Source organism: Patescibacteria group bacterium (assembly GCA_020148045.1).
Classification (GTDB): domain Bacteria; phylum Patescibacteriota; class Minisyncoccia; order Minisyncoccales; family GWA2-38-27; genus JAHCRG01.
In genome coordinates this window covers 60,387-78,882 of the sequence record JAHCRG010000017.1, presented here as the reverse complement: position 1 = coordinate 78,882, position 18,496 = coordinate 60,387, and the positions used below count along the sequence as shown (strand labels likewise).

Annotated in this window: 18 protein-coding genes; 12 read left to right on the top strand and 6 right to left on the bottom strand. The window is 32.6% G+C overall.

All coding sequences use genetic code 11. The annotated features are described in order from the left end of the window. The first annotated feature begins 1 nt into the window (after position 1). The 3 genes from KJA13_04000 to KJA13_03990 are packed head-to-tail and all read left to right on the top strand — an operon-like array spanning position 2 to position 4,200. Entirely contained in the window at positions 2 to 1,891 is a 1,890-nt protein-coding gene (locus KJA13_04000; protein MBZ9578155.1) for a hypothetical protein, read from the top strand. Continuing rightward, on the top strand, positions 1,888 to 3,015 hold the full coding sequence (locus tag KJA13_03995; protein MBZ9578154.1) for a hypothetical protein: 1,128 nt from the start codon (positions 1,888 to 1,890) through the stop codon (positions 3,013 to 3,015). The genes KJA13_04000 and KJA13_03995 overlap by 4 nt, the downstream gene beginning before the upstream one ends. Positions 3,016 to 3,054: 39 nt before the next feature. Further along, the gene (locus tag KJA13_03990) at positions 3,055 to 4,200 is read left to right on the top strand and encodes a hypothetical protein (GenBank protein ID MBZ9578153.1); all 1,146 of its coding nucleotides are present in this window, start codon (positions 3,055 to 3,057) and stop codon (positions 4,198 to 4,200) included. Between the two features lie 95 nt (positions 4,201 to 4,295). Here KJA13_03990 and KJA13_03985 read toward each other — a convergent pair whose 3' ends face one another. The 5 genes from KJA13_03985 to rpmH are packed head-to-tail and all read right to left on the bottom strand — an operon-like array spanning position 4,296 to position 6,228. After that, positions 4,296 to 4,757, bottom strand: coding sequence for a KH domain-containing protein (locus KJA13_03985; GenBank protein ID MBZ9578152.1), 462 nt, complete (start codon positions 4,755 to 4,757; stop codon positions 4,296 to 4,298). Continuing rightward, positions 4,750 to 5,457 carry a membrane protein insertase YidC gene (locus KJA13_03980; GenBank protein MBZ9578151.1) on the bottom strand — a complete coding sequence of 236 codons (708 nt, stop codon included), beginning with the start codon at positions 5,455 to 5,457 and terminating at the stop codon, positions 4,750 to 4,752. Before KJA13_03980 ends, KJA13_03985 begins: the two co-directional genes overlap by 8 nt. Positions 5,458 to 5,482: 25 nt before the next feature. Continuing rightward, a complete protein-coding gene (gene yidD, locus KJA13_03975) occupies positions 5,483 to 5,701 on the bottom strand; it encodes a membrane protein insertion efficiency factor YidD (protein ID MBZ9578150.1) in 219 nt (72 codons plus the stop codon). Positions 5,702 to 5,746: 45 nt separating this feature from the next. Beyond that, positions 5,747 to 6,091 (bottom strand): ribonuclease P protein component, encoded by a 345-nt coding sequence (rnpA, locus tag KJA13_03970; protein MBZ9578149.1) that lies wholly within the window; start codon positions 6,089 to 6,091, stop codon positions 5,747 to 5,749. 2 nt (positions 6,092 to 6,093) lie between these two features. Beyond that, entirely contained in the window at positions 6,094 to 6,228 is a 135-nt protein-coding gene (rpmH, locus tag KJA13_03965) for a 50S ribosomal protein L34 (protein MBZ9578148.1), read from the bottom strand. A gap of 205 nt (positions 6,229 to 6,433) precedes the next feature. On the opposite strand from rpmH, the gene dnaA reads away from it, so the two are divergent. Further along, positions 6,434 to 7,783 (top strand): chromosomal replication initiator protein DnaA, encoded by a 1,350-nt coding sequence (gene dnaA, locus KJA13_03960; protein MBZ9578147.1) that lies wholly within the window; start codon positions 6,434 to 6,436, stop codon positions 7,781 to 7,783. A gap of 216 nt (positions 7,784 to 7,999) precedes the next feature. Then, positions 8,000 to 9,130, top strand: coding sequence for a DNA polymerase III subunit beta (gene dnaN / locus KJA13_03955; GenBank protein ID MBZ9578146.1), 1,131 nt, complete (start codon positions 8,000 to 8,002; stop codon positions 9,128 to 9,130). A 64-nt stretch (positions 9,131 to 9,194) separates the two neighbouring features. Here dnaN and KJA13_03950 read toward each other — a convergent pair whose 3' ends face one another. Further along, complete coding sequence (locus KJA13_03950) at positions 9,195 to 10,190, bottom strand: aminopeptidase (GenBank protein ID MBZ9578145.1); 996 nt, start codon at positions 10,188 to 10,190, stop codon at positions 9,195 to 9,197. Positions 10,191 to 10,376: 186 nt separating this feature from the next. Between KJA13_03950 and KJA13_03945 the strand changes: the two genes are divergently transcribed. The 7 genes from KJA13_03945 to KJA13_03915 all read left to right on the top strand — a co-directional run bounded on the left by KJA13_03945 (position 10,377) and on the right by KJA13_03915 (position 18,496). Further along, positions 10,377 to 11,231 (top strand): hypothetical protein, encoded by an 855-nt coding sequence (locus KJA13_03945; GenBank protein ID MBZ9578144.1) that lies wholly within the window; start codon positions 10,377 to 10,379, stop codon positions 11,229 to 11,231. After that, complete coding sequence (locus KJA13_03940) at positions 11,224 to 12,717, top strand: hypothetical protein (protein MBZ9578143.1); 1,494 nt, start codon at positions 11,224 to 11,226, stop codon at positions 12,715 to 12,717. Before KJA13_03945 ends, KJA13_03940 begins: the two co-directional genes overlap by 8 nt. Next, positions 12,714 to 14,198 carry a hypothetical protein gene (locus tag KJA13_03935; protein ID MBZ9578142.1) on the top strand — a complete coding sequence of 495 codons (1,485 nt, stop codon included), beginning with the start codon at positions 12,714 to 12,716 and terminating at the stop codon, positions 14,196 to 14,198. The genes KJA13_03940 and KJA13_03935 overlap by 4 nt, the downstream gene beginning before the upstream one ends. A gap of 474 nt (positions 14,199 to 14,672) precedes the next feature. Next, positions 14,673 to 15,680 (top strand): hypothetical protein, encoded by a 1,008-nt coding sequence (locus tag KJA13_03930; protein ID MBZ9578141.1) that lies wholly within the window; start codon positions 14,673 to 14,675, stop codon positions 15,678 to 15,680. A 71-nt stretch (positions 15,681 to 15,751) separates the two neighbouring features. After that, a complete protein-coding gene (locus tag KJA13_03925; GenBank protein ID MBZ9578140.1) occupies positions 15,752 to 17,158 on the top strand; it encodes a hypothetical protein in 1,407 nt (468 codons plus the stop codon). Between the two features lie 13 nt (positions 17,159 to 17,171). Beyond that, positions 17,172 to 18,161: a hypothetical protein gene (locus tag KJA13_03920; protein MBZ9578139.1), complete on the top strand. Its 990-nt coding sequence runs from the start codon at positions 17,172 to 17,174 to the stop codon at positions 18,159 to 18,161. Then, a complete protein-coding gene (locus KJA13_03915) occupies positions 18,158 to 18,496 on the top strand; it encodes a hypothetical protein (GenBank protein ID MBZ9578138.1) in 339 nt (112 codons plus the stop codon). The genes KJA13_03920 and KJA13_03915 overlap by 4 nt, the downstream gene beginning before the upstream one ends.

Here is an 18,496-nt window from a genome sequence, read left to right as displayed (position 1 = left end):
AATGCCAAAGAAAAAACTCAAACTATTATTTTTCTTATTGCTCCTATTTTTACTTTTGGGAGCAGATTTTGTTTTTGCTTTGGAAATAACTTATCCCCGCGTGCCTGGTGCTGCCCCGCCCCAAGATTTTCTTAACGATCCCTCGGTCCTTTCAGAAGACATCCTTTCTCTTTATGCTAAATATCTTGTTAATCTATGTGTTTGGGCCGGAGGGATACTTGCCTTAGCAGGATTAATTTACGGCGGGATTCTTTACTTAATCTCAACTGGCAAACCAGACCGAATGGCTTTGGCTAAAAACCAAATCAGCGCTGCCTTTTTCGGCCTCTTAATTTTGTTATCCTCTTATCTTATTCTAAAAACCCTTAGCCCCCAGTTTATTAATCTAAAAATACCAGCATTGCAGCCAATTACAGTAATCGATAGGCCAACTATCCCTTCTCCGCCGACTAAAGAACTTCGAACTTCGATAAATGTTGAAATTCCTTTTGGAACCATAATTGAGAAATGGGTCTTTGAGGGAACAATTCCTTGGGAACAAAGAAAAAGAATACCAAGAATTAAAAGCAATGTTGAAACAACAAGAGAAATTACTAACAATCTTTTAAGCCAGAGCAAAGATTTAAAAAATGCAGCAGATAGATGCGAATGCGGAATTCTCCGACCTGATCCTCCCTGTAACCACTATGGCTGTAATGACTGTCCTCCAGAATACTGCACATCTGATCCGTGTAGAAATGCCAGAGGAAGAATTCAAGATGCTGAGAATAAAAACCAGACAGAAATCAATAATCTTGTTGTTGAACAAGCGAAAACAGAAGAAGAAGTTCGTCTTTTAAAAGAACAGTTAGCTAAATTGGAACGAGCAGAGCAATTTATATTAGATTGCTATAACTGGATAAGCGGTAGGTCTGATTTTTTAGAAAAAAAGAAATATTTTAAAGAAAAAGAGTGGCTATTGAGAGAAGCAAAAATATGGGAACAAATATTAATTGATGAAGATTGGGCAACATTTTATTGTCCAGTTAGTGGAACTATTATAGGAGAGGCGGAATATTATTTATCAGAACAAGAACTAAAAGAAATAAAAGAACAAGTTATACCTGAAATAATGGAATCTGAAGAGCCGATGTCCTGCAGAACAGGAATTCCAGTTGGAGAAATCATTGACAGAACAAAAAGAACAACCAAGCTTTTAATAGATAAGCTGGAAATACTTGTTGGAAAGGACAAAGAATTAATTGATGCAGTTGATAAGCTCCAAGTTTTAGTCAGCCAGTGCAGTTCCAGAAATTGTACTCCTCGATGTGTTTGTGTTTCCTGTGGACATGATTGCGAATATTGTGTAGAAATAGGGTGCTTTGGCGAACCCTGCCCAAGAAAAGCAATCAGTGACCAACTTAATGAAATTCAAACAATTCAAGAAGAAATAACATATCTAATAAATGGAAAGGGAAATAATGACACTCCAGCAGATATTGGCGTAGTTCCTATTACTGAAGACGTAATCCCAGAAATTCTCAAAGATTTAGAGATAATCATTAGACAAAGAATGAAAACTTGTGTTTCTGAGATTCCTTCTGATATTTCGGATGAAAAAGTGCTTGAAGAACTAATGGGGTTGCTTCGTTGCGAGGCCTCTGTCAGAGGAGAAGGGCCTGACGGTGTAATAATTCAAAACTGCTGTTTACAACAAGGAGATTTCCAAAAGGAATTTGGCGAATGTCTAGAAGCTTGCTATTTAGAACAAGGAAATGAAAACTATAAAAACTGTCTTCAACCATGCTTAGAAGATAAAGCTGAAGAGCTTGAAAGAGCTGGTTATAAAGAAACAGCTGAAATACTTAAGACCTGCCGCCATAAACTTAATTTTTACTGTTGCACACCATGACTATTCCTGATTATGTTAAATATATATTCAATTCTGCCATAGCTTTATCTGGATTGCTTGCTTTTATAGTACTTCTTTGGTCAGGAGTCCAGTATTTTACTTCGGCTGGAAAACCAGAAATTATAAAGTCAGCGAAAAGTCAAATTAAGTCTGCTTTTATTGGACTTTTAATTCTGTTCTTTTCTTATCTAATTTTAATTACAATTAATCCTCAATTAATTTCTTTTTATCTTCCGGGAATTCCGCAAATTCCTGAAGCACAACTCCCTCAGACCCCGATCTCACCTCTTGCTACCTCAGATCTTTTGGGAAGAATCAAAGAAATGGCAAAAGTAATAAAAAAAATCCCAGATGAAATTAACAACATGGCTGAAAGAATACAAGAATTAACCAATAAATGCGACTGTGGGAACACTCAACCTTTGTGCTTCTGCACTGGAGGCAGCTCAAGCAGTTCCTGTCAACCCAGAGGTTGCTATGCTGGGCCTGGGTTTCAGCCCTGCCCAGACGAGCCGGAAATTAAAGAAAATCAAAAAAGAATTATTGCCTGGAAAGATGAAATCCTTTATTATAGAAATAGAGCCCTGTCTGAGGTTGAAGATCTAAAAGATAGTGTAGAAAAGATATTAAACGAAGAAATTTCTTGGTATAATCAAAAGATAACAGCCGAACAGGAACTCTTGACGGGAATACAAGACGATGTAGGCAGAGAACAACAACAAAAATTAATTAATTATTTAATAGAACAAAGAGATTGGTTAATAGAAGAAAGGGATTATAAAGAGGATTTAAAACAAACGCTTAATGAATTAGCTGATAAAATCAAAGAAATAGAGCCTTTTATATCAGAAATAGGCGCGCTTCCAGATAAATGTCTATACGATGAAGGAGTATATGGGGTAAATAATAAATGTAATGCAAGTTGTAAAGGGAAATGTCATGATTACAAATATGGCTGTGAGCCAGTAAGCTGTGATGGCGGCAACCCTTGTCCTGTTGGCGAAATTAATGACCAACTTCTCCTTATTCAAGGATTACGGCCCCAAATCATTAATAAATGTGATGAAATAATTAGTATTATAGATAATATAAAAGAAACTAAAGAAAAAGAATTCCAACTTTAAATCAAAGTTATGAGAAAATTCTTAATCTGTTTTTTATTAATGTCTTTACTGCTAACTGCGGGTTTTGCCTTTGCTCAAAAAGAACTAGAAATTGAGTACCCGGATGTTCCTGGAGGTCCTGGTCTAACAAGTAAAAGTACTATTCCTGATTATGTTAAGTATATTTTTAATTTCGCGATCTGGGCTAGTGGATTTCTTGCTTTAGGAGTCTTGATTTATGGCGGCTTTCAATACCTTACATCAACTGGCAATGTAGAAAAAGTAAGAGACGCTAAAGAACGAATTGCATCTGCTCTTTTAGGATTACTAATTTTATTTGGCTCTTATTTAATTTTAGTTAGTATTAATCCTCAATTAGTTATTTTCCATATTCCATCCATGTATCCAACGTTTTCTACTCTGCAGCATGGAGTTCTTATTTGTAAAGAACAGGCAGACGTTAATACTGCATGGGATCTTCAAAATGAAGCTTTAGATCCAGATACTTCGATAGAAAGAAAAAGACAAGTAAAAGAACAGTTAGAGCCCTTGTTAGAAAGGATTTATGAAGAACAATGTTATCATGTTGGTGGAGCAGGTGATATTAGAAAAGAATTTGATAAATGGGGACCATTGGGGGGAACCAATATCCAATATATTTATTTTATCCCCGATCGCACTCCGAAAGACCCAAGGAAAATGAAATTCTATGGAGCAATTATTTATGAAGATAAAGGTTTTAAAGATAAAAGCGCTGTTCTTTATCAAGCGCCCGGCACAGATAGGCCTTATGAATATAATTATCAAGATCTTGAATGGCAAGGAATTATAGTATCCTCTATCCGTCCTTTTGTCTTTTCTGCTCCGGGACCAGAAGATAAAGCTATTCTATATGAAGAAACTGATTTTAATTGGGGAACAACGGGCCTGCCCGGACAAACTAAAGATATTGGTGTAATAGGAATAGACAAATTTCTGGAGGTTTACGGGTTTGCTTTTACCCCTCAGTCAGTTGAAATCAAAGGGAACTATATTGTCCTTCTCTGTACGCAGAAAGAATGCGAAGTGTTTATTGATCCCGGTGATTATGATTTAAATAATAATAAAGTTGCTTATTGGCAAACATGTTATTGGCATAGAGTACCTTATCCTTGCAAAAAAAGTCATGTTGAAGCTGCTGTCACAATAAGAGCAAAACTATATTAATCTATTAATTAATAATCTATTGCCAAGACAAAAACAACCCCGTTTAAACGGGGTTGTTTTTAAATTTAATTAATGCATCAACAGAAACAAACTCCTTATGGATAAGGCCGGATTACTACTTTTCTCTCAGGTTCCTGGCCAATGCTTTCGGTGGCAATATCTTTCCTCTCCGCCAATTCTAAATGAATAATTCTTCTTTCGTAAGCTGGCATTGGCGCCAGCATTTTTTCTTTTTTACTTAAGGCAACTTCATCAGCCAAAAAACCAGCTGTTTCTTTTAAATACTCAATTTTTTTCTTTTTGTAATCATTAATATCAATATCAAGATAAAACTGTTCTGAAATTCTGCGCCTTAACATCGCTTTTAAAAGGTGCTGAATTTCAGCTAAAGTTTGGCCATTTTGACCAATTAAAATCTTCGGCTCCTCGGTTCTTATTCTTACCGGAACTGTCTTTTCTTCAGGAGACAAAACCTCAGCTTCTACTTCAAAGCTTGTTTTTTCAAAAAATTCCTGAATTATTTTTTCTATTTCTTGTAAGTTATTTTGGTTAATCATTTTTCTTCCTAAAAATAACATATTGTTGAACAATTGTAAAGAGGGTAGTTGTTAGCCAATAAAGACCAATAGCTGAGGGAAGTCGGAAAAGAATTAAAACCATAAAGGCAGGCATAAAATATTGCATCTGTTTCTGCATTTGCCCGGAAAAACCAGAAGTTTTGTTTGATTTAATTTTAGGGATGCTGAGTTTCGTTTGAAGGAACTGAAAAATCCCAGCTAAGAATGCCATTATTATATTAGGTTGAGCAAGATTTACAATCCCCAAAAAAGTTGGGGCAATTGTCCCAGGAAGAGGGACAAAATTATAAAGAAGAACCATTTGTTCAGGTTGTAAACCGTGCCAAAATACCCGGTAAAGAGCGAGTAAAACTGGGAGCTGAATCAAAACGGGCAAACAGCCAGAAAAAGGATTTATTTTTTCTTTTTTGTAAAGTGCCATTATTTCTCTGGTCTGCTGCCCCTTATTATCTTTATACTTTTCCTGAATCTCTTTTACTTTTGGTTGAAGTCCAGAAAGAGCTTTCTGTGATTTAATTGCTTTTATTCCTAACGGATAAAATAAAAGTTTAATTAAAATTGTCAAAACAATTACCGCCACCCCAAAATCATGCCCAGGCAAATATTCATATAATAAAACCAAAACATTCAATAATGGCTGGTATAGAATTGTATTAAATGCTTGAATTAATATCTCCATTTTAAAATTAGAAATTGAAAATTATCTACGGCAAATCCTCTCCCCCTTCATTCCACGGATGACACCTTAATATTCTTTTTAATCCCCGCCATAGTCCCCTTCCAACGCCATATTTTTCAATTACTAAATAACAATATTGTGAACAATTTGGGGAAAACCGACAATTATTTCCTAAACTAGGTGAAATAAAAACCTGATAAAATCTAATAATTTTTAAAACTGTGTTTTTTAATATTTTCTTCATCCTCTTGGATCGAGCGAAGCGAGAGACTCCCCGGAGGGTTGCTTCTTAATTCTCATAAAGTCCCGCTTTCTCAAAAAGTTTATTTACTATCTTTTCTAATTCGTGGAAATCTGTTGCCTCAAGCCCTGGTATAATTATTATTATTCCGTCTATTCCTTTTTTAATTTCGGGTAATTTTATTTTAACCAATTCTCTTAATCTTCTTTTTATTTTATTTCTAATTGTAGCTTTTGGGGAAAACTTTTTGCTGACTATAAAACCAAAACGGCTTGATTTAAGATTGTTTTTTTTAATTTTTAAATATAAAAAACCTTGTTTAAAACCTTGCCCTTCTTTAAAAACTCTTTCAAAATCCTTCTTTTTTTTGAGGCGATTTCTTGCTGGTAGCATATTTACACAGTAAGCTTCTTTCTTTTTTTCTTTCTCCGTCTTTTTAATATTCTCCTACCCGACTTTGTCTTTGTCCGCGCCCTGAAACCATGGGTTCTTTTTCTTTTTTTTCTTTTTGGCTGATAAGTGATAGACATATATTTAAGTATAATATTAAAAGAATCTTTGGTCAATTTCAGACCTATAGAGATTTCACAGGTTCTCCCCAGCTTATTAACAAAACTCAATTTTTTATCTTATTTCCTTTTTGAATTGACATATGATATAATGACTAATCATGAAACCTGGAACCTGGAACCTGAAACTTTTTAAATATGTTTCAAGTTTCAAGTTTTAAGAAATGTGACCAATGAGGAGCTTTGGCAGACAGTACTTGCCCAAATCCAATTGAATATTTCCCAGGCCAATTTTGCTACCTGGTTTAAAAATACCGAAATTGTTTCTCAGAAAGATGGAGAGGTTGTTGTTTTAGTACCAAATTCTTTTGCTAAAGAATGGTTAGAAAATAAATATAATAAAACCATCCTTAAAATCTTATATAATTTAAATGAGGAAATTAAAGAAGTTAAATATACAGTTGGTAAAACCAGGCTAAGAATTCTAAAAAGGATTCCAATGGTTTTGCCGGAAACTGACCAACTTGAATTCCAAGAATTTAAAGTAAATAAAGAAACTAATCTTAATCCCCGTTATACTTTTGATTCTTTTGTGGTCGGTCCCTTTAACGAATTACCTCACGCTGCCGCTATTGCAGTTTCAAAAAATCCCGGCTTTGTTTATAACCCCCTTTTTGTTTATGGAGGGGTGGGATTAGGAAAGACCCATGTTTTACAAGCCATTGGAAATGAAGCTGTCAAAAATTTCAAAAAGAAGAAAGTAAAATATGTTCCCTCTGAAAAATTTACTTCAGAAGTGGTCTCAGCAATTAGAAATCACCAAATAGAACCGTTTAAATCAAAATATAGGGCAATTGATGTTTTGATTATTGACGATATTCAATTTTTAGCTGGAAAAGAAAAAACCCAAGAAGAATTTTTCCATATTTTTAATGTTTTGTATGAGAATAATAAGCAAATCGTTCTTTCTTCAGACCGTCCCCCAAAAGCTATTCATGCCTTAGCTGAGAGATTAAGGTCAAGGTTTGAGGGAGGAATGATAGCAGATATTAGTATTCCTGATTTTGAAACAAGGATGGCCATTTTAAAAACTAAAGCCCAAGAAAAAAAGGTAGATTTCTCTGAGGAGGTTTATCAATATATTGCTTCTGTTATTCAAAAAAACATTAGGGAATTAGAGGGCGCCTTAAACCGTTTAATTATTTACCAAAAATTAAACAATCAAAAACCTGACCTTGAAGTAGCTAAGACTCTTCTAAAAAATTTACTTTCTTCTCCAGTCAAAATAACTACGCCAAAAAAAATAATTCAAATGGTGGCAGAATTTTATGATTTAAAGGAAAAGGACCTCTTAACTTCTTCGCGGAAAAAAGAAATCGTTAGACCTCGCCAAATAGCAATGTATTTATTAAGAGAAGAATTAAAAAGCTCCTTTCCTTTTATTGGAAGAAAATTTAATGGAAAAGACCATACCACTGCTATTCACTCGTATAAAAAAGTCCTGAAAGAATTAGAGAAAAATAAAAAACTGGAAGAAGAAATTCATTTAATAAAGGAGAGAATATTTAGTGGTTAGCAATAAACTGTGGATAAATATGTTATACTCTTGGGGTATTAAATGTTAGATATTAGATGTTGGATAGTTAATAAAACTAACCCAAAAAATAATTCACTTTCTATCTACTTAATTTTAAATAATAAACACCCTCTTAAACAAAATAAAAAACTTACATTTCCACCACACTAACAACAATAATTAATAAATTAATTTATTAATATTAATTATATAATTATGAAACTACTAATTTTACAAGAAAAACTAAAAGAAGGTTTAAGTGTTGTTGAAAGGGTCTCTTCAAAATCTTTAACTCTTCCTATTTTAAATAATATTCTAATATCAACAGAAAAAAATTTCTTTAATTTGTCTGCTACTGATTTAGAAACAGGAATAAACTGGTGGGTTCTAACTAAAATTGAAAAAGAGGGAAAAATTACTATTCCTTCCCATTTATTTTCTAATTTTATAAGCTTGCTTCCAAATAAAAAAATAAATCTTGAAGTAAAAAATAATACTTTATTTATTGAGTGTGAAAATTATAAAACTCAAATAAAAGGTCTCAGCGCTGATGAATTTCCAATTATCCCCAAAATTAGTAAAGAAGAATCTATTTCTATTGAAAGTTTCCCTCTCTGCCAAAGTTTAAACCAAGTTACAGATATAGTTCTTCCCTCTACCACTAGGCCAGAGATCTCAGGTGTCTATTTTTCTTTTCAAAAAAATTTAATAACAATAGCAGCCACCGATAGTTTTAGATTAGGCGAGAAGAAAATATTTTTAAAAAATAATTCTTCCTTAAAAAAAGAATATTCCTTAATTCTTCCCCAAAAAACAGCAAAAGAAATTGTTAATGTTTTTGGGGAAAAGAAGGGAGAATTAAAAATGTATTTTTCACCTAACCAAGTTATGTTTGAATATCTTATGCCAGAAACCCCGCATCCTCAAATTCAATTAGTCTCCAGATTAATAGAGGGAGAATACCCGAATTATCAGGAGATTATCCCTAAAAAACACACAACCCAGTTAAGATTAGATAAAAATGAATTTTTGAATCAAATAAAAACAGCCAGTTTATTTAGCGGAAAAATAAACGAAGTAAAGATTAAAGTAGAGCCGAAAGAAAAGAAAATAGAAATCTTTAGCCAAAGCCCAGAAATTGGAGAATACCAATCTTCGGTTCCTGGAAAAATAAAAGGAGAACCCGTAAAGATTTCTTTTAATCACCGTTTCTTATTAGACGGGCTTTTAAATATAAAGAGTTCAGAGATTCTCTTTGAATTTAACGGTGACTCTGGCCCCGGAGTTCTCAAACCGGTCGGTGACGAAACCTATATCTACGTGGTAATGCCGATTAAAACAACATAAAATTAATAATCTTTTAGTAAATAAAAAAGCCCAAGTAGAACTCGGGCTTTTTGAATCTTGACAGTTAGATCATCAAGATTCCTTTCTCCAGGATTGTTCTTGTTGGAGCTTCGGGTTCAAAAAACACAGATGCTCCAAATTTGATGCAATCAATGTGAACTCCTGCAGTGTAGCGTCCGTACTTGAACTTGCTGATTTCAGGACAGTCTTCTTTCAGACATATACTATTGGTTCCAATAGCAATATGTATTCCTCCCAAACGCTTTTCCGCAACAACAGAACGATAAAGTTTTTCCGGCTTTCCAGGATTAAGACCAAAAGCGAATTCTCCTAATTGGAAAGCTTTTGGGTCATTCGGTTCTTCCAGCATTTTTGTGAGAGTTTCAAACTGTGATCCACCCTTAATCTCCACGACACGGTTAGTATGGATTGTCAGAACAATTTTCTCATTTACTCTGTTGATGGGATTGGTAAGGAAATCACCTGGCCGTAGCACCAAAGTTCCTTCTGCCCAGTAAGGAGCAGTCGTAAGCTCCCCATAAGTACCATTGGTTCCTATACCTTCTCGGCCACCTGCCTCTATATGCCAGTTTTTGTTGGGAACTTTTAACCAAAGGTCAGTTCCGTCATTGGCAATAATGTGAAATTTACCACCAATATCTCCGCCAATAGCGTTTAAGATGGCTTTGGCGTTTTTCTGACAGGGCTCTCTATTGGCTGGATTAAGTATAGCTAGCCAATCTGGCGTAATGCCAGGATTGGAAATAAGGAACATCCCTTTATCAAGCATCCTCTTAGTTGCTGGGGAGTGGCTCACACTAATGTTAGTAATAAGCCATCCGACTGTTTTTCCGTCCAGAAGTTTCTCGTCAACCTCGTAATCTTGACCAGGTCGTTCAACCATAGGAATTAAAGCAATATCGAAATCATAATCCTGAAGAACATTTGTGATAGGAGCGTGGGCGAGACTTTCTACCAGGACAACCAGAATCTTATCCCCTGGTTTTAAGTAGAGATCTCTCTGTATTTCTAACACTCTTCTCAGTTCGTGAGCATCCATTTCTGAACCTCCTTTCAGACGGTTATTCAAGCTATTATTAAATTGTAAAAGTATTCTTTTCTACTTGAATTATAGCATAGTGTATATATTTTGTCAATGGTTTTATTGTAAAATTCAATAAAATTAAGTATGATAAAAGCAGAAAAATGGTCGTTATTAAATAATAAGTTTTAAGTTTTAAAAATTATGGGAAAAGAAGAATTTCAAATATTTAATAAAAGGGTTGAAGAATTAGTTAAATTAGGCAAACCTAAGATTGCCTTCGGTTTAAAAGAACCGGATGAAGAGATTTTGGAGAGTTTAAAAAATGGCAAGCAGTATGCTGATATTATTTTAGTAGGTCCAGAAGCAATTAAAGATATTCAGGGCTTTGAAAAAGTTGTTGATAACAATCCAGAAGAGAAACTTGCTTCAATATTAGCCAATGATGAAGTAGAAGGGATTATAAGGGGTACGATTGACGATTTTACAACTTTCGAGGCCTATCAGAAGTTAACTGGAGAAAACTATACTTTTTGCCCTGGTCTTTTAGAGGATCCTTCAGGCCGTCAATTTTTCTTGAGCCCGGCAAGTAATCCTGAGGGTTGGTCAAAAGAAGAAAGATTAGAACTTGCTCAAAATAATGCCGAATTTGTTAAAGAATGGGGAATTGAGCCAAAAATTGCTGTATTTACTGGAAGACGACATGAAACTTATCCAAGGAAAAAAGATATAAAAGAAGGGGTTGATGGAATACTTAACAAAACCTATGAAGACGCAGAATGGATAGTTGGAAAATTAAAAGAAAAAGGATATGAAGCAAAAAATTGGGCAATTGATTTAAATCCTGCGGTTGGAGCTGGTTCCAATATTCTGGTTCCGGTCAATGGAATGGTTGGTAACCAAATCTTTAGAGTTTTGCTATTTTGCGGAGGCAAGATTCTATCTGCTACTCGTTTAGGCCTTTCTCGTTGCTACGAAGACAACAGCCGTACTGAAAAGGACTTTGAATTCCACATCAAATGGCTGGTAGCCTTAATCAATAAAAAGAAGAATGAATAAACAAAAAATATTAAAAATTCTCAATTCTCACGATTGGAAAGAAGAAGAATCTCAAGTTTTTTTTCATGCTGAAGAACAATTTAAAACCTGTTATTTAGAAGGAAGAAATGCTTACAAAAAGAACTTATATTCTGCTTGTATTTATTGTGTTCATAATTATTATGGCTATGAATGGGCGCCTAAAGATGACGCTAAAAAAGCCTTGGATTGGAGCATTAAAAAACATAGAGAAGATAAGAAATACTTCAAAAGAAAATACAAAGAATTTACTAAAGTTTGTGCAGATATTAATAATGTTTTTTTGGAGGTTAAAAAGGGTTTAGAGAAACGTAGCAACAAAGATTTAAAAAAGATATTTTTAAATCTTTTTGAGTTAGGAAGAAAACAATATGGATATTCGCTTCTTCCGGAGGGGTTAGATACATTAAACGAACAATATTATTTAGATTTATTGCAAGGAATTAAAACCGATAAAGCCTTGGATATTGTTCGGATTCTTAGCTCATTGGAAAAGATGAGTTTTCTTGAACAAGAAAAACTTGACCTTTTAAAATTGGCTCAGAAACATTTTAAAGATATTAAAAAAGCTTGTGAAGATATAGAAAAACATAGGGATAATTATTTTTGGATTCAAAATAGTTTTCGGGGAGCTATTTATCTGGGTAATAAATTTTTCCTTAACTCTTTGAAAGAATTAGTTAAATTCAAATCATTAAAAGAGATAAAAAAGGAAACAAAAAGATTAAACAATAAGAAGGAAATAACATTGAGGCAAAGAAAGAATATTTATAAAAAGTATAAAATATCTAAACAAACAAAGAACTTCTTTGAGTTAGTAAGATTTTTCACCCTTCTTCAAGATGATAGAAAACAAAACATTCAAAAACAGGTATTTTGCATTGATCAAATATTCAATGAAATTAACAAAAGGTTTAAAATTCCAAAATCAGATTTAGATAATTATTTAATTAAAGAAGTAGTACAAGTTTTAGAAAAAGGCAAGAAAGTGTCCAAAAAAGAAATAAATAGAAGAAAAAAGGCAGTCATCTTTTCTTACGTAGAAAATAATAAATTGAAAAGTGAATATTTCTTTGGCAAAGAGGGTGATTTTATTGCTAATTTCTTTAAAAAGAAAAGAAAAGAGCTTTCAAAAAAAGAATTAAAGGGATTTGTAGCTTCTATCGGCAAAGGCAAGGATATGTTAATCAAAGGAAAAGTAAGAATTGTTTTTGATCCAATAAAAGATAAATTTAATAAAGGGGAGATTTTGCTTAGCGGCATGACAAGACCAGAATTTGTTCCTTTAATGAAACAAGCAAAAGCTATTGTCACCAATGAAGGAGGAATTACTACTCACGCAGCCATAGTTTCAAGAGAATTAAAAAAGCCCTGCATCATTGGCACCAAAGTTGCTACAGATGTTATTAAAAATGGAGACTATATTCAATTAAATTTAAACGAGGGAACTATTAAAATCCTGAAATGACTAAAAAGGAGATAATAAAATATTTAAAGGAAAAGGAGTTGAATATTCAGAGCGCTATTGCGTCTATTTTCATTCTGGATTTAGCGTATACTTCTTACGTTAATTCCCAAATTGTCCATGGAAAAAATTTTAGTCCTAGTTTTTGTTATGTTTCATACAAACCTACCAGCATATTTTATCAATTTATTCCTCAGAAAAATATAAACGAAGTAGCAAGAAAGATTTATTTCGATTTTTTAAAAAATCGAAAGACCATGATTAGCAAGATGAAAAGACATAGAGATTTAGAAAGACAGGCTGATAAGATCTGGGGGGGATACCAAAAAAATAAAGACAAAATACCCAAAAAGGATTTGTTAAAAATCTACCGAGAGCTTGTTAAAGTATCTTATGAATGGCTTCATTATGCAGCAATTGGTGAAGATAAGGGAGGAATAATTGGTTCAGAAATAGTGCCAAAATTTGCTGAGAGAAATAATCTTAGTTTGGCAAAGGCAAATGAAGTAATTAATATTTTATCTCATCCAGAAAAACCATCAGCTCTTTTTGTTGAAAGAAAGTACTTTTTGGATGTTTGCGTAAGTTTTTTGAAGAAAAAAAACCTTGAGAAAAAAATAGATGCTTACATTAAAAATTATTTTTGGTTTAAAACAAATTTCTACAAGGGAAAGAAAATTACCCCGGAATCTTTGTTAAAAGATATCTTGAAGGAGATAAAAACAAATAAGAAAGTTAAGATTTTAAAGGAGTCTAGAGATTTTAATAAGAATTTTAATAAAATTAACAGGCAAAAGAAGCGTTTATTATCGCTCCTGAAGCTGACTAATGAAGATAAAAAAGATATTGAATTTGCCAGATTAACAATTCAATGGATTGATATGAGAAAAGTGGCAATGATGAAAATATTTTATTATCTCTTTACTTTTCTTGGAGATCTGGCTGAAAAAGAAGGTTATAAATATCATGATTTAACGATTTATACTGTTGATGAAATAGATGAGCTTTTGGCTAAAAATAAAAAAATTAGCAAAAAAGATACTGACAATAGAAATAAAGGAGTATTTCTGGTTTTTGAGAAAAATAAAAAAGAAAAGATGTTTTACGGCAGGGAAGGGAAAAAGATGTTTGGGATAGGTACTCGCGTTGAAAAACAAAAAGAAATAAAAGGACAAGTTGCCAGCACTGGAGGAGTTAAAGAAATTAAGGGGAGAACTAGGATTGTGCTTAATCCGAAAAAAGATAAATTTAATGAGGGTGAGATTTTAGTAACTAGTATGACCAGAGTTGATTATGTTCCTATGATAAGGATAGCAAAGGCCATAATTACCAATGAGGGAGGCATGGCTTGCCACGCAGCAATTGTCTCCAGGGAATTAAACATCCCTTGCATTGTCGGCACCAAAACCGCCACCGATGTTCTCAAGAATGGAGATTATGTTCAGTTAGATTTAAACGCAGGAATTATTAAAAAGATTGATTAAGCAAATATGAACATCAAGGATTTTTTAAATAAAAATTGGCTATATACTTATACCAGAAGAATGACTTATCAAAAAGTCCGTTTATATCATTACGGATATTGGAAAGGGTTTAAAGAAGTTTTTGGTTACAAACAAAGCTTTGAAATATATAGATTCATTAATGGAGATTGTTTTAATTATTTAGTAGAGAAGGAAACAAAAGGTTTAACAAAACATTTGTCTCAAAAATTTATTAAGAAAACCTTTATATTAAAAACAATAAAGAACTTACCTGATAAAATTAAAAAGTGGTTTAAAAATTATTTAGATTTTGTTAAAACAATACCGCAGAACTTTGACGATTATAATTATTCTGATAAGGAGATAATTAATATTTTAAGAAAATATTATAGACAGGATAAGGTTGTATGTATAGGTTTTTGGATATTGTTTAACAGCGTTGAAGAATCTTTAACTATTTCAATTAGAAAATTAATGGAAAACAAAGGAATATCTTCAAATAAGATAGATAAGCTGCTTATTAAGTTATCAAAGCCGATGAAAATTATTCCCATTGATATGGAAAAATTATCTTTATTAAAAATAGCTTTGATGGATAAGAAAAAACAAGAGTCTGCTTTAAAAAAACATTGTAGCAAGTTTTCTTATATGCCAATGTATGATATTAGCTATAAACCGTATGATTTAAATTATTTTAAAAAAAAGTTGAATGATATAAGTACAAAATTAACAAAAAGCAAAATTAAAGAAGAGATTGATAATATTAGGAAAAAATATAAAGAAAGATATAATTATTATTTAAGGATAACGAAAAAATTCAAAAACCAGAAAGACATATTATATTTGTTAGAATTCTTTGCCACATATAGCTATTTGAAAGATTTTAAACCATATACCAGAGATCAAGGAGGTTTCTATGTTAGAAATTTATTTAAAGAAATAAGCAAAAGGTTGAATTTAACATTAGAACAAACCTTGTTTTTAAATGAGGAAGAGATAGAAAATTTATTAAATGGAAAGATATCAATTAAGGCAGTAGATTTAGATAAAAGAATTAAAAACAGTGTTTATCTTACTAAAGATAGCGAAGTAAACTTAATTACTGATAAAAAAACAATAAATATAATAGATAAAACTTTAAAGAAAGGAGAGAAAGAGATAAATGAATTGAAAGGCATGGGAGTTTCTGAAGGGACTACTAAAGGGAAAGTATCTATTATTTTAAGTAATAATGATTTTGATAAGTTCAAAGAAGGCGAAATATTAGTTACTAGCGCGACTAGACCTGATTTCGTCCCCATAATGAAAAAGGCTAAAGGAGTTATTACTGACGAAGGTGGGATGTTGTCTCATGCCGCTATTGTATCTAGGGAATTACATAAACCATGTGTGGTTGGCACCATAAAAGCCACAAGGGCTCTAAAGAATGGAGATTTAGTAGAAGTAGACGCTAACAAGGGTATTGTAAAAATAATTAAATGATTAATTTAAAAAACTTTTTAGGATACTCGCCAACAGATTGGTATGTTGAACATGCTCCTGCAAGACCTTTAATGTTATCAGGTATTGTTAGGGGTTTTACTAGTGGGCTGAAATTAAAAGAATATGATTTGCTTCTTTGTTATTACGAAAAAGGAGAGTTAGATTGGATTACTCTTATTAAAGACCAGGATGAAATAGGAGAGTTAATATTTAAAAAACACGAAGAAAATAATAATTACTGGAAAAATGAACTTGAAGATTGGCTTAAAATAAAAAAGGAGATTGAAGACACTTTCAAGAAATTTAAGAAAAAAGATCTTTCTGGAGTAAATAATGAAGAACTAGTAACTGATATTAAAAAATATACTGAATTACAGTGGAAAGCAAGAAAAACCTCAAGTTTAATGGATCCTTTTATATTTTATACCGAGAAAAAACTACCAGAATTGCTTTCTAATTTTGCGAGAGAAAATCCAAAGTTCGATATTAATAAAGCAGTTGAAATAATAACAAGACCCGAAGAACCTTTATTTTTAAACGAATTTGAATTAGATCTTATTAAAATAGCAAAAGAAATTAAGACAGAGGAAGACATTAAAAAAACTGATATTTATAATAAAATACAAGAACATCTTGATAAGTTTTGCTGGATAAAAGTAGAAAGCTTTTTTGGTGCAAAAGAATATACTTTTGAAGATGTAAAAGCACACTTAAGAGATCTTCTTAAATCTAATTTAAGGGAAGAAGAAAAAAAGAATAAAATATGGATTGACAATAGAAAAATAAGAAAAGATTATATTTCAAAATATAAGTTTAATGAAGAAATACTTGCCGTAGCTGAACTTTCGCCGCTTTTTGCCAAATGGCAGGATTTAAGAAAAGAGAATTCGGTTATGACCACTTATCTTGACTCAAAATACTTAAAAGAATTATCTAAAAGAACAAGAATTAATGAAGATGATTTAGCTTATTTAGATTATTCAGAGCTTGAAGATTTTATAAAAGGGAATTTTGACATTTCTTTACTCAAAAAAAGAAAACAAGGTTCTTTGTTCGTTTTTCAAAAAGATAAATTCAAAGTTTTTTATAAAGATGAAATAGAAAAAATTATTAATAAAATACTTCGTTCTGAAAAAGAAGAAATCAGCGAGTTCCCAGGCACAATAGCTTCGTCTGGTAAAGCAGCCGGCGCTGTAAAAATAGTGATAAGACAAGAAGATATTTCAAAATTTGAAAAAGGCGATATCCTTGTTTCTACAATGACAAGGCCAGAGCATGCACCAGCTATAAAAAAAGCGGCAGCTATTGTAACCAATGAAGGAGGGATTACCTGCCATGCCGCAATTGTCTCAAGAGAATTAGGAATTCCCTGTATCATTGGCACCAAAATCGCCACGAGAGCACTAAAAGACGGGGATTTGGTGGAGGTGGATACTAATAAGGGAGTTGTTAAAATAATTAAAAAGAGAAATAAATAAAAATATAAATAGTATGTTTATAAAAAGTTTTAAAGAAATATCTAAAAATGATGTCTCTATTGCCGGAGGTAAAGGGGCTTCGCTTGGGGAGATGAGCCAAGCTAAAATTCCAGTGCCTCCTGGTTTTATTATTCTAGTTGATGCTTTTGATAGGTTTTTGGAAGAAACTGATCTTTATACAGAGATTGCCTCTCAAATAAAGAAAATTAATCATGAAGATATTAAATCAGTTGATGAAGCTTCAAGAGTAATCAGGGATTTAATTCATGATGCTTCAATGCCCCAAGATTTAGAAAGAGTGCTCTTAAAAGAATTTAAGAAATTAGATGCCGAGTATGTAGCTGTTAGGTCTTCGGCTACTGCTGAAGATTCTTCAATAGCTTCTTGGGCAGGAGAATTAGAAACATATTTGAATACAAGTCAGTCTAATTTAATGGAAAACATTAAAAAATGCTGGTCTTCACTTTTTACTCCCCGGGCTTTGTTTTATGCTTTTGAAAAAGAAATAATTACTGTTGACCATCAAAAGAAAATCAGAGCAAGAACCTGCAAAAAATTAGCTGATTGTTATCCAGTTGGAGTAGCAGTGGTTGTTCAAAAAATGGTTCAATCAGATGTCTCTGGTATTTGCTTTACTGTTCATCCAGTAACCCAAGATAGAAACCAAATGGTTATTGAAGCTGGCTGGGGTTTAGGAGAAGCCATTGTTGGCGGTAAGATTACCCCTGACACCTATGTAATTTCTAAGAAAGATTGGACAATTTTAGATGCTAATATTAGTCAGCAGGAAATGATGATTGTAAGGTCTGGGCTAGGAATAAAAGAAGTAAAGGTTCCTAAAGCTAAGCAATCCAAACAAAAACTTTCTGGCAAGCAGATTATTAAATTAGCCAAACTCTGCCGGAAAATAGAAGAGCATTACAGATCTCCTCAAGACATCGAATTCGCAATAGAAAAAAACAAAATCTATATAACTCAAAGTAGGCCAATTACTACTCTATGAAATATGTCAAAAGAAAAATTATTTTAAAAGGGATAGCAGCGAGTGCTGGTATAGCTGAAGGGATTGTGAGAATTGTTAAAGGTGTTGAAAATATATCTGACTTTAAAGAAGGATATATTCTTGTTGCAGAGATGACTGAGCCCTCAATGGTGATAATGATGAACAAAACAGCTGCTATTGTTACTGATAAAGGTGGTTTAACTTCTCATCCAGCAATAGTTTCTCGTGAGCTTGGTATTCCCTGCGTAGTGGCTACTAAAAGTGCAACAAAAGACCTTAAAGACGGTATAAAAGTAAAAGTAGATGGAACAAGAGGTGAAGTCTACTTAATCTAA

Coding starts and splice junctions, on each gene's coding strand:
- KJA13_03980 (MBZ9578151.1), bottom strand. CDS start 5,457: ATGGAGATATTAATTCAAGCATTTAATACAATTCTATACCAGCCATTA.
- rnpA (MBZ9578149.1), bottom strand. CDS start 6,091: ATGCTACCAGCAAGAAATCGCCTCAAAAAAAAGAAGGATTTTGAAAGA.
- KJA13_03935 (MBZ9578142.1), top strand. CDS start 12,714: ATGACTAAAAAGGAGATAATAAAATATTTAAAGGAAAAGGAGTTGAAT.
- KJA13_03990 (MBZ9578153.1), top strand. CDS start 3,055: ATGTCTTTACTGCTAACTGCGGGTTTTGCCTTTGCTCAAAAAGAACTA.
- KJA13_03940 (MBZ9578143.1), top strand. CDS start 11,224: ATGAATAAACAAAAAATATTAAAAATTCTCAATTCTCACGATTGGAAA.
- KJA13_03950 (MBZ9578145.1), bottom strand. CDS start 10,190: ATGGATGCTCACGAACTGAGAAGAGTGTTAGAAATACAGAGAGATCTC.
- KJA13_03985 (MBZ9578152.1), bottom strand. CDS start 4,757: ATGATTAACCAAAATAACTTACAAGAAATAGAAAAAATAATTCAGGAA.
- KJA13_03915 (MBZ9578138.1), top strand. CDS start 18,158: ATGAAATATGTCAAAAGAAAAATTATTTTAAAAGGGATAGCAGCGAGT.
- yidD (MBZ9578150.1), bottom strand. CDS start 5,701: ATGAAGAAAATATTAAAAAACACAGTTTTAAAAATTATTAGATTTTAT.
- dnaN (MBZ9578146.1), top strand. CDS start 8,000: ATGAAACTACTAATTTTACAAGAAAAACTAAAAGAAGGTTTAAGTGTT.
- rpmH (MBZ9578148.1), bottom strand. CDS start 6,228: ATGTCTATCACTTATCAGCCAAAAAGAAAAAAAAGAAAAAGAACCCAT.
- KJA13_03995 (MBZ9578154.1), top strand. CDS start 1,888: ATGACTATTCCTGATTATGTTAAATATATATTCAATTCTGCCATAGCT.
- KJA13_03925 (MBZ9578140.1), top strand. CDS start 15,752: ATGTTATCAGGTATTGTTAGGGGTTTTACTAGTGGGCTGAAATTAAAA.
- KJA13_03920 (MBZ9578139.1), top strand. CDS start 17,172: ATGTTTATAAAAAGTTTTAAAGAAATATCTAAAAATGATGTCTCTATT.
- KJA13_03930 (MBZ9578141.1), top strand. CDS start 14,673: ATGGAAAACAAAGGAATATCTTCAAATAAGATAGATAAGCTGCTTATT.
- KJA13_03945 (MBZ9578144.1), top strand. CDS start 10,377: ATGGGAAAAGAAGAATTTCAAATATTTAATAAAAGGGTTGAAGAATTA.
- KJA13_04000 (MBZ9578155.1), top strand. CDS start 2: ATGCCAAAGAAAAAACTCAAACTATTATTTTTCTTATTGCTCCTATTT.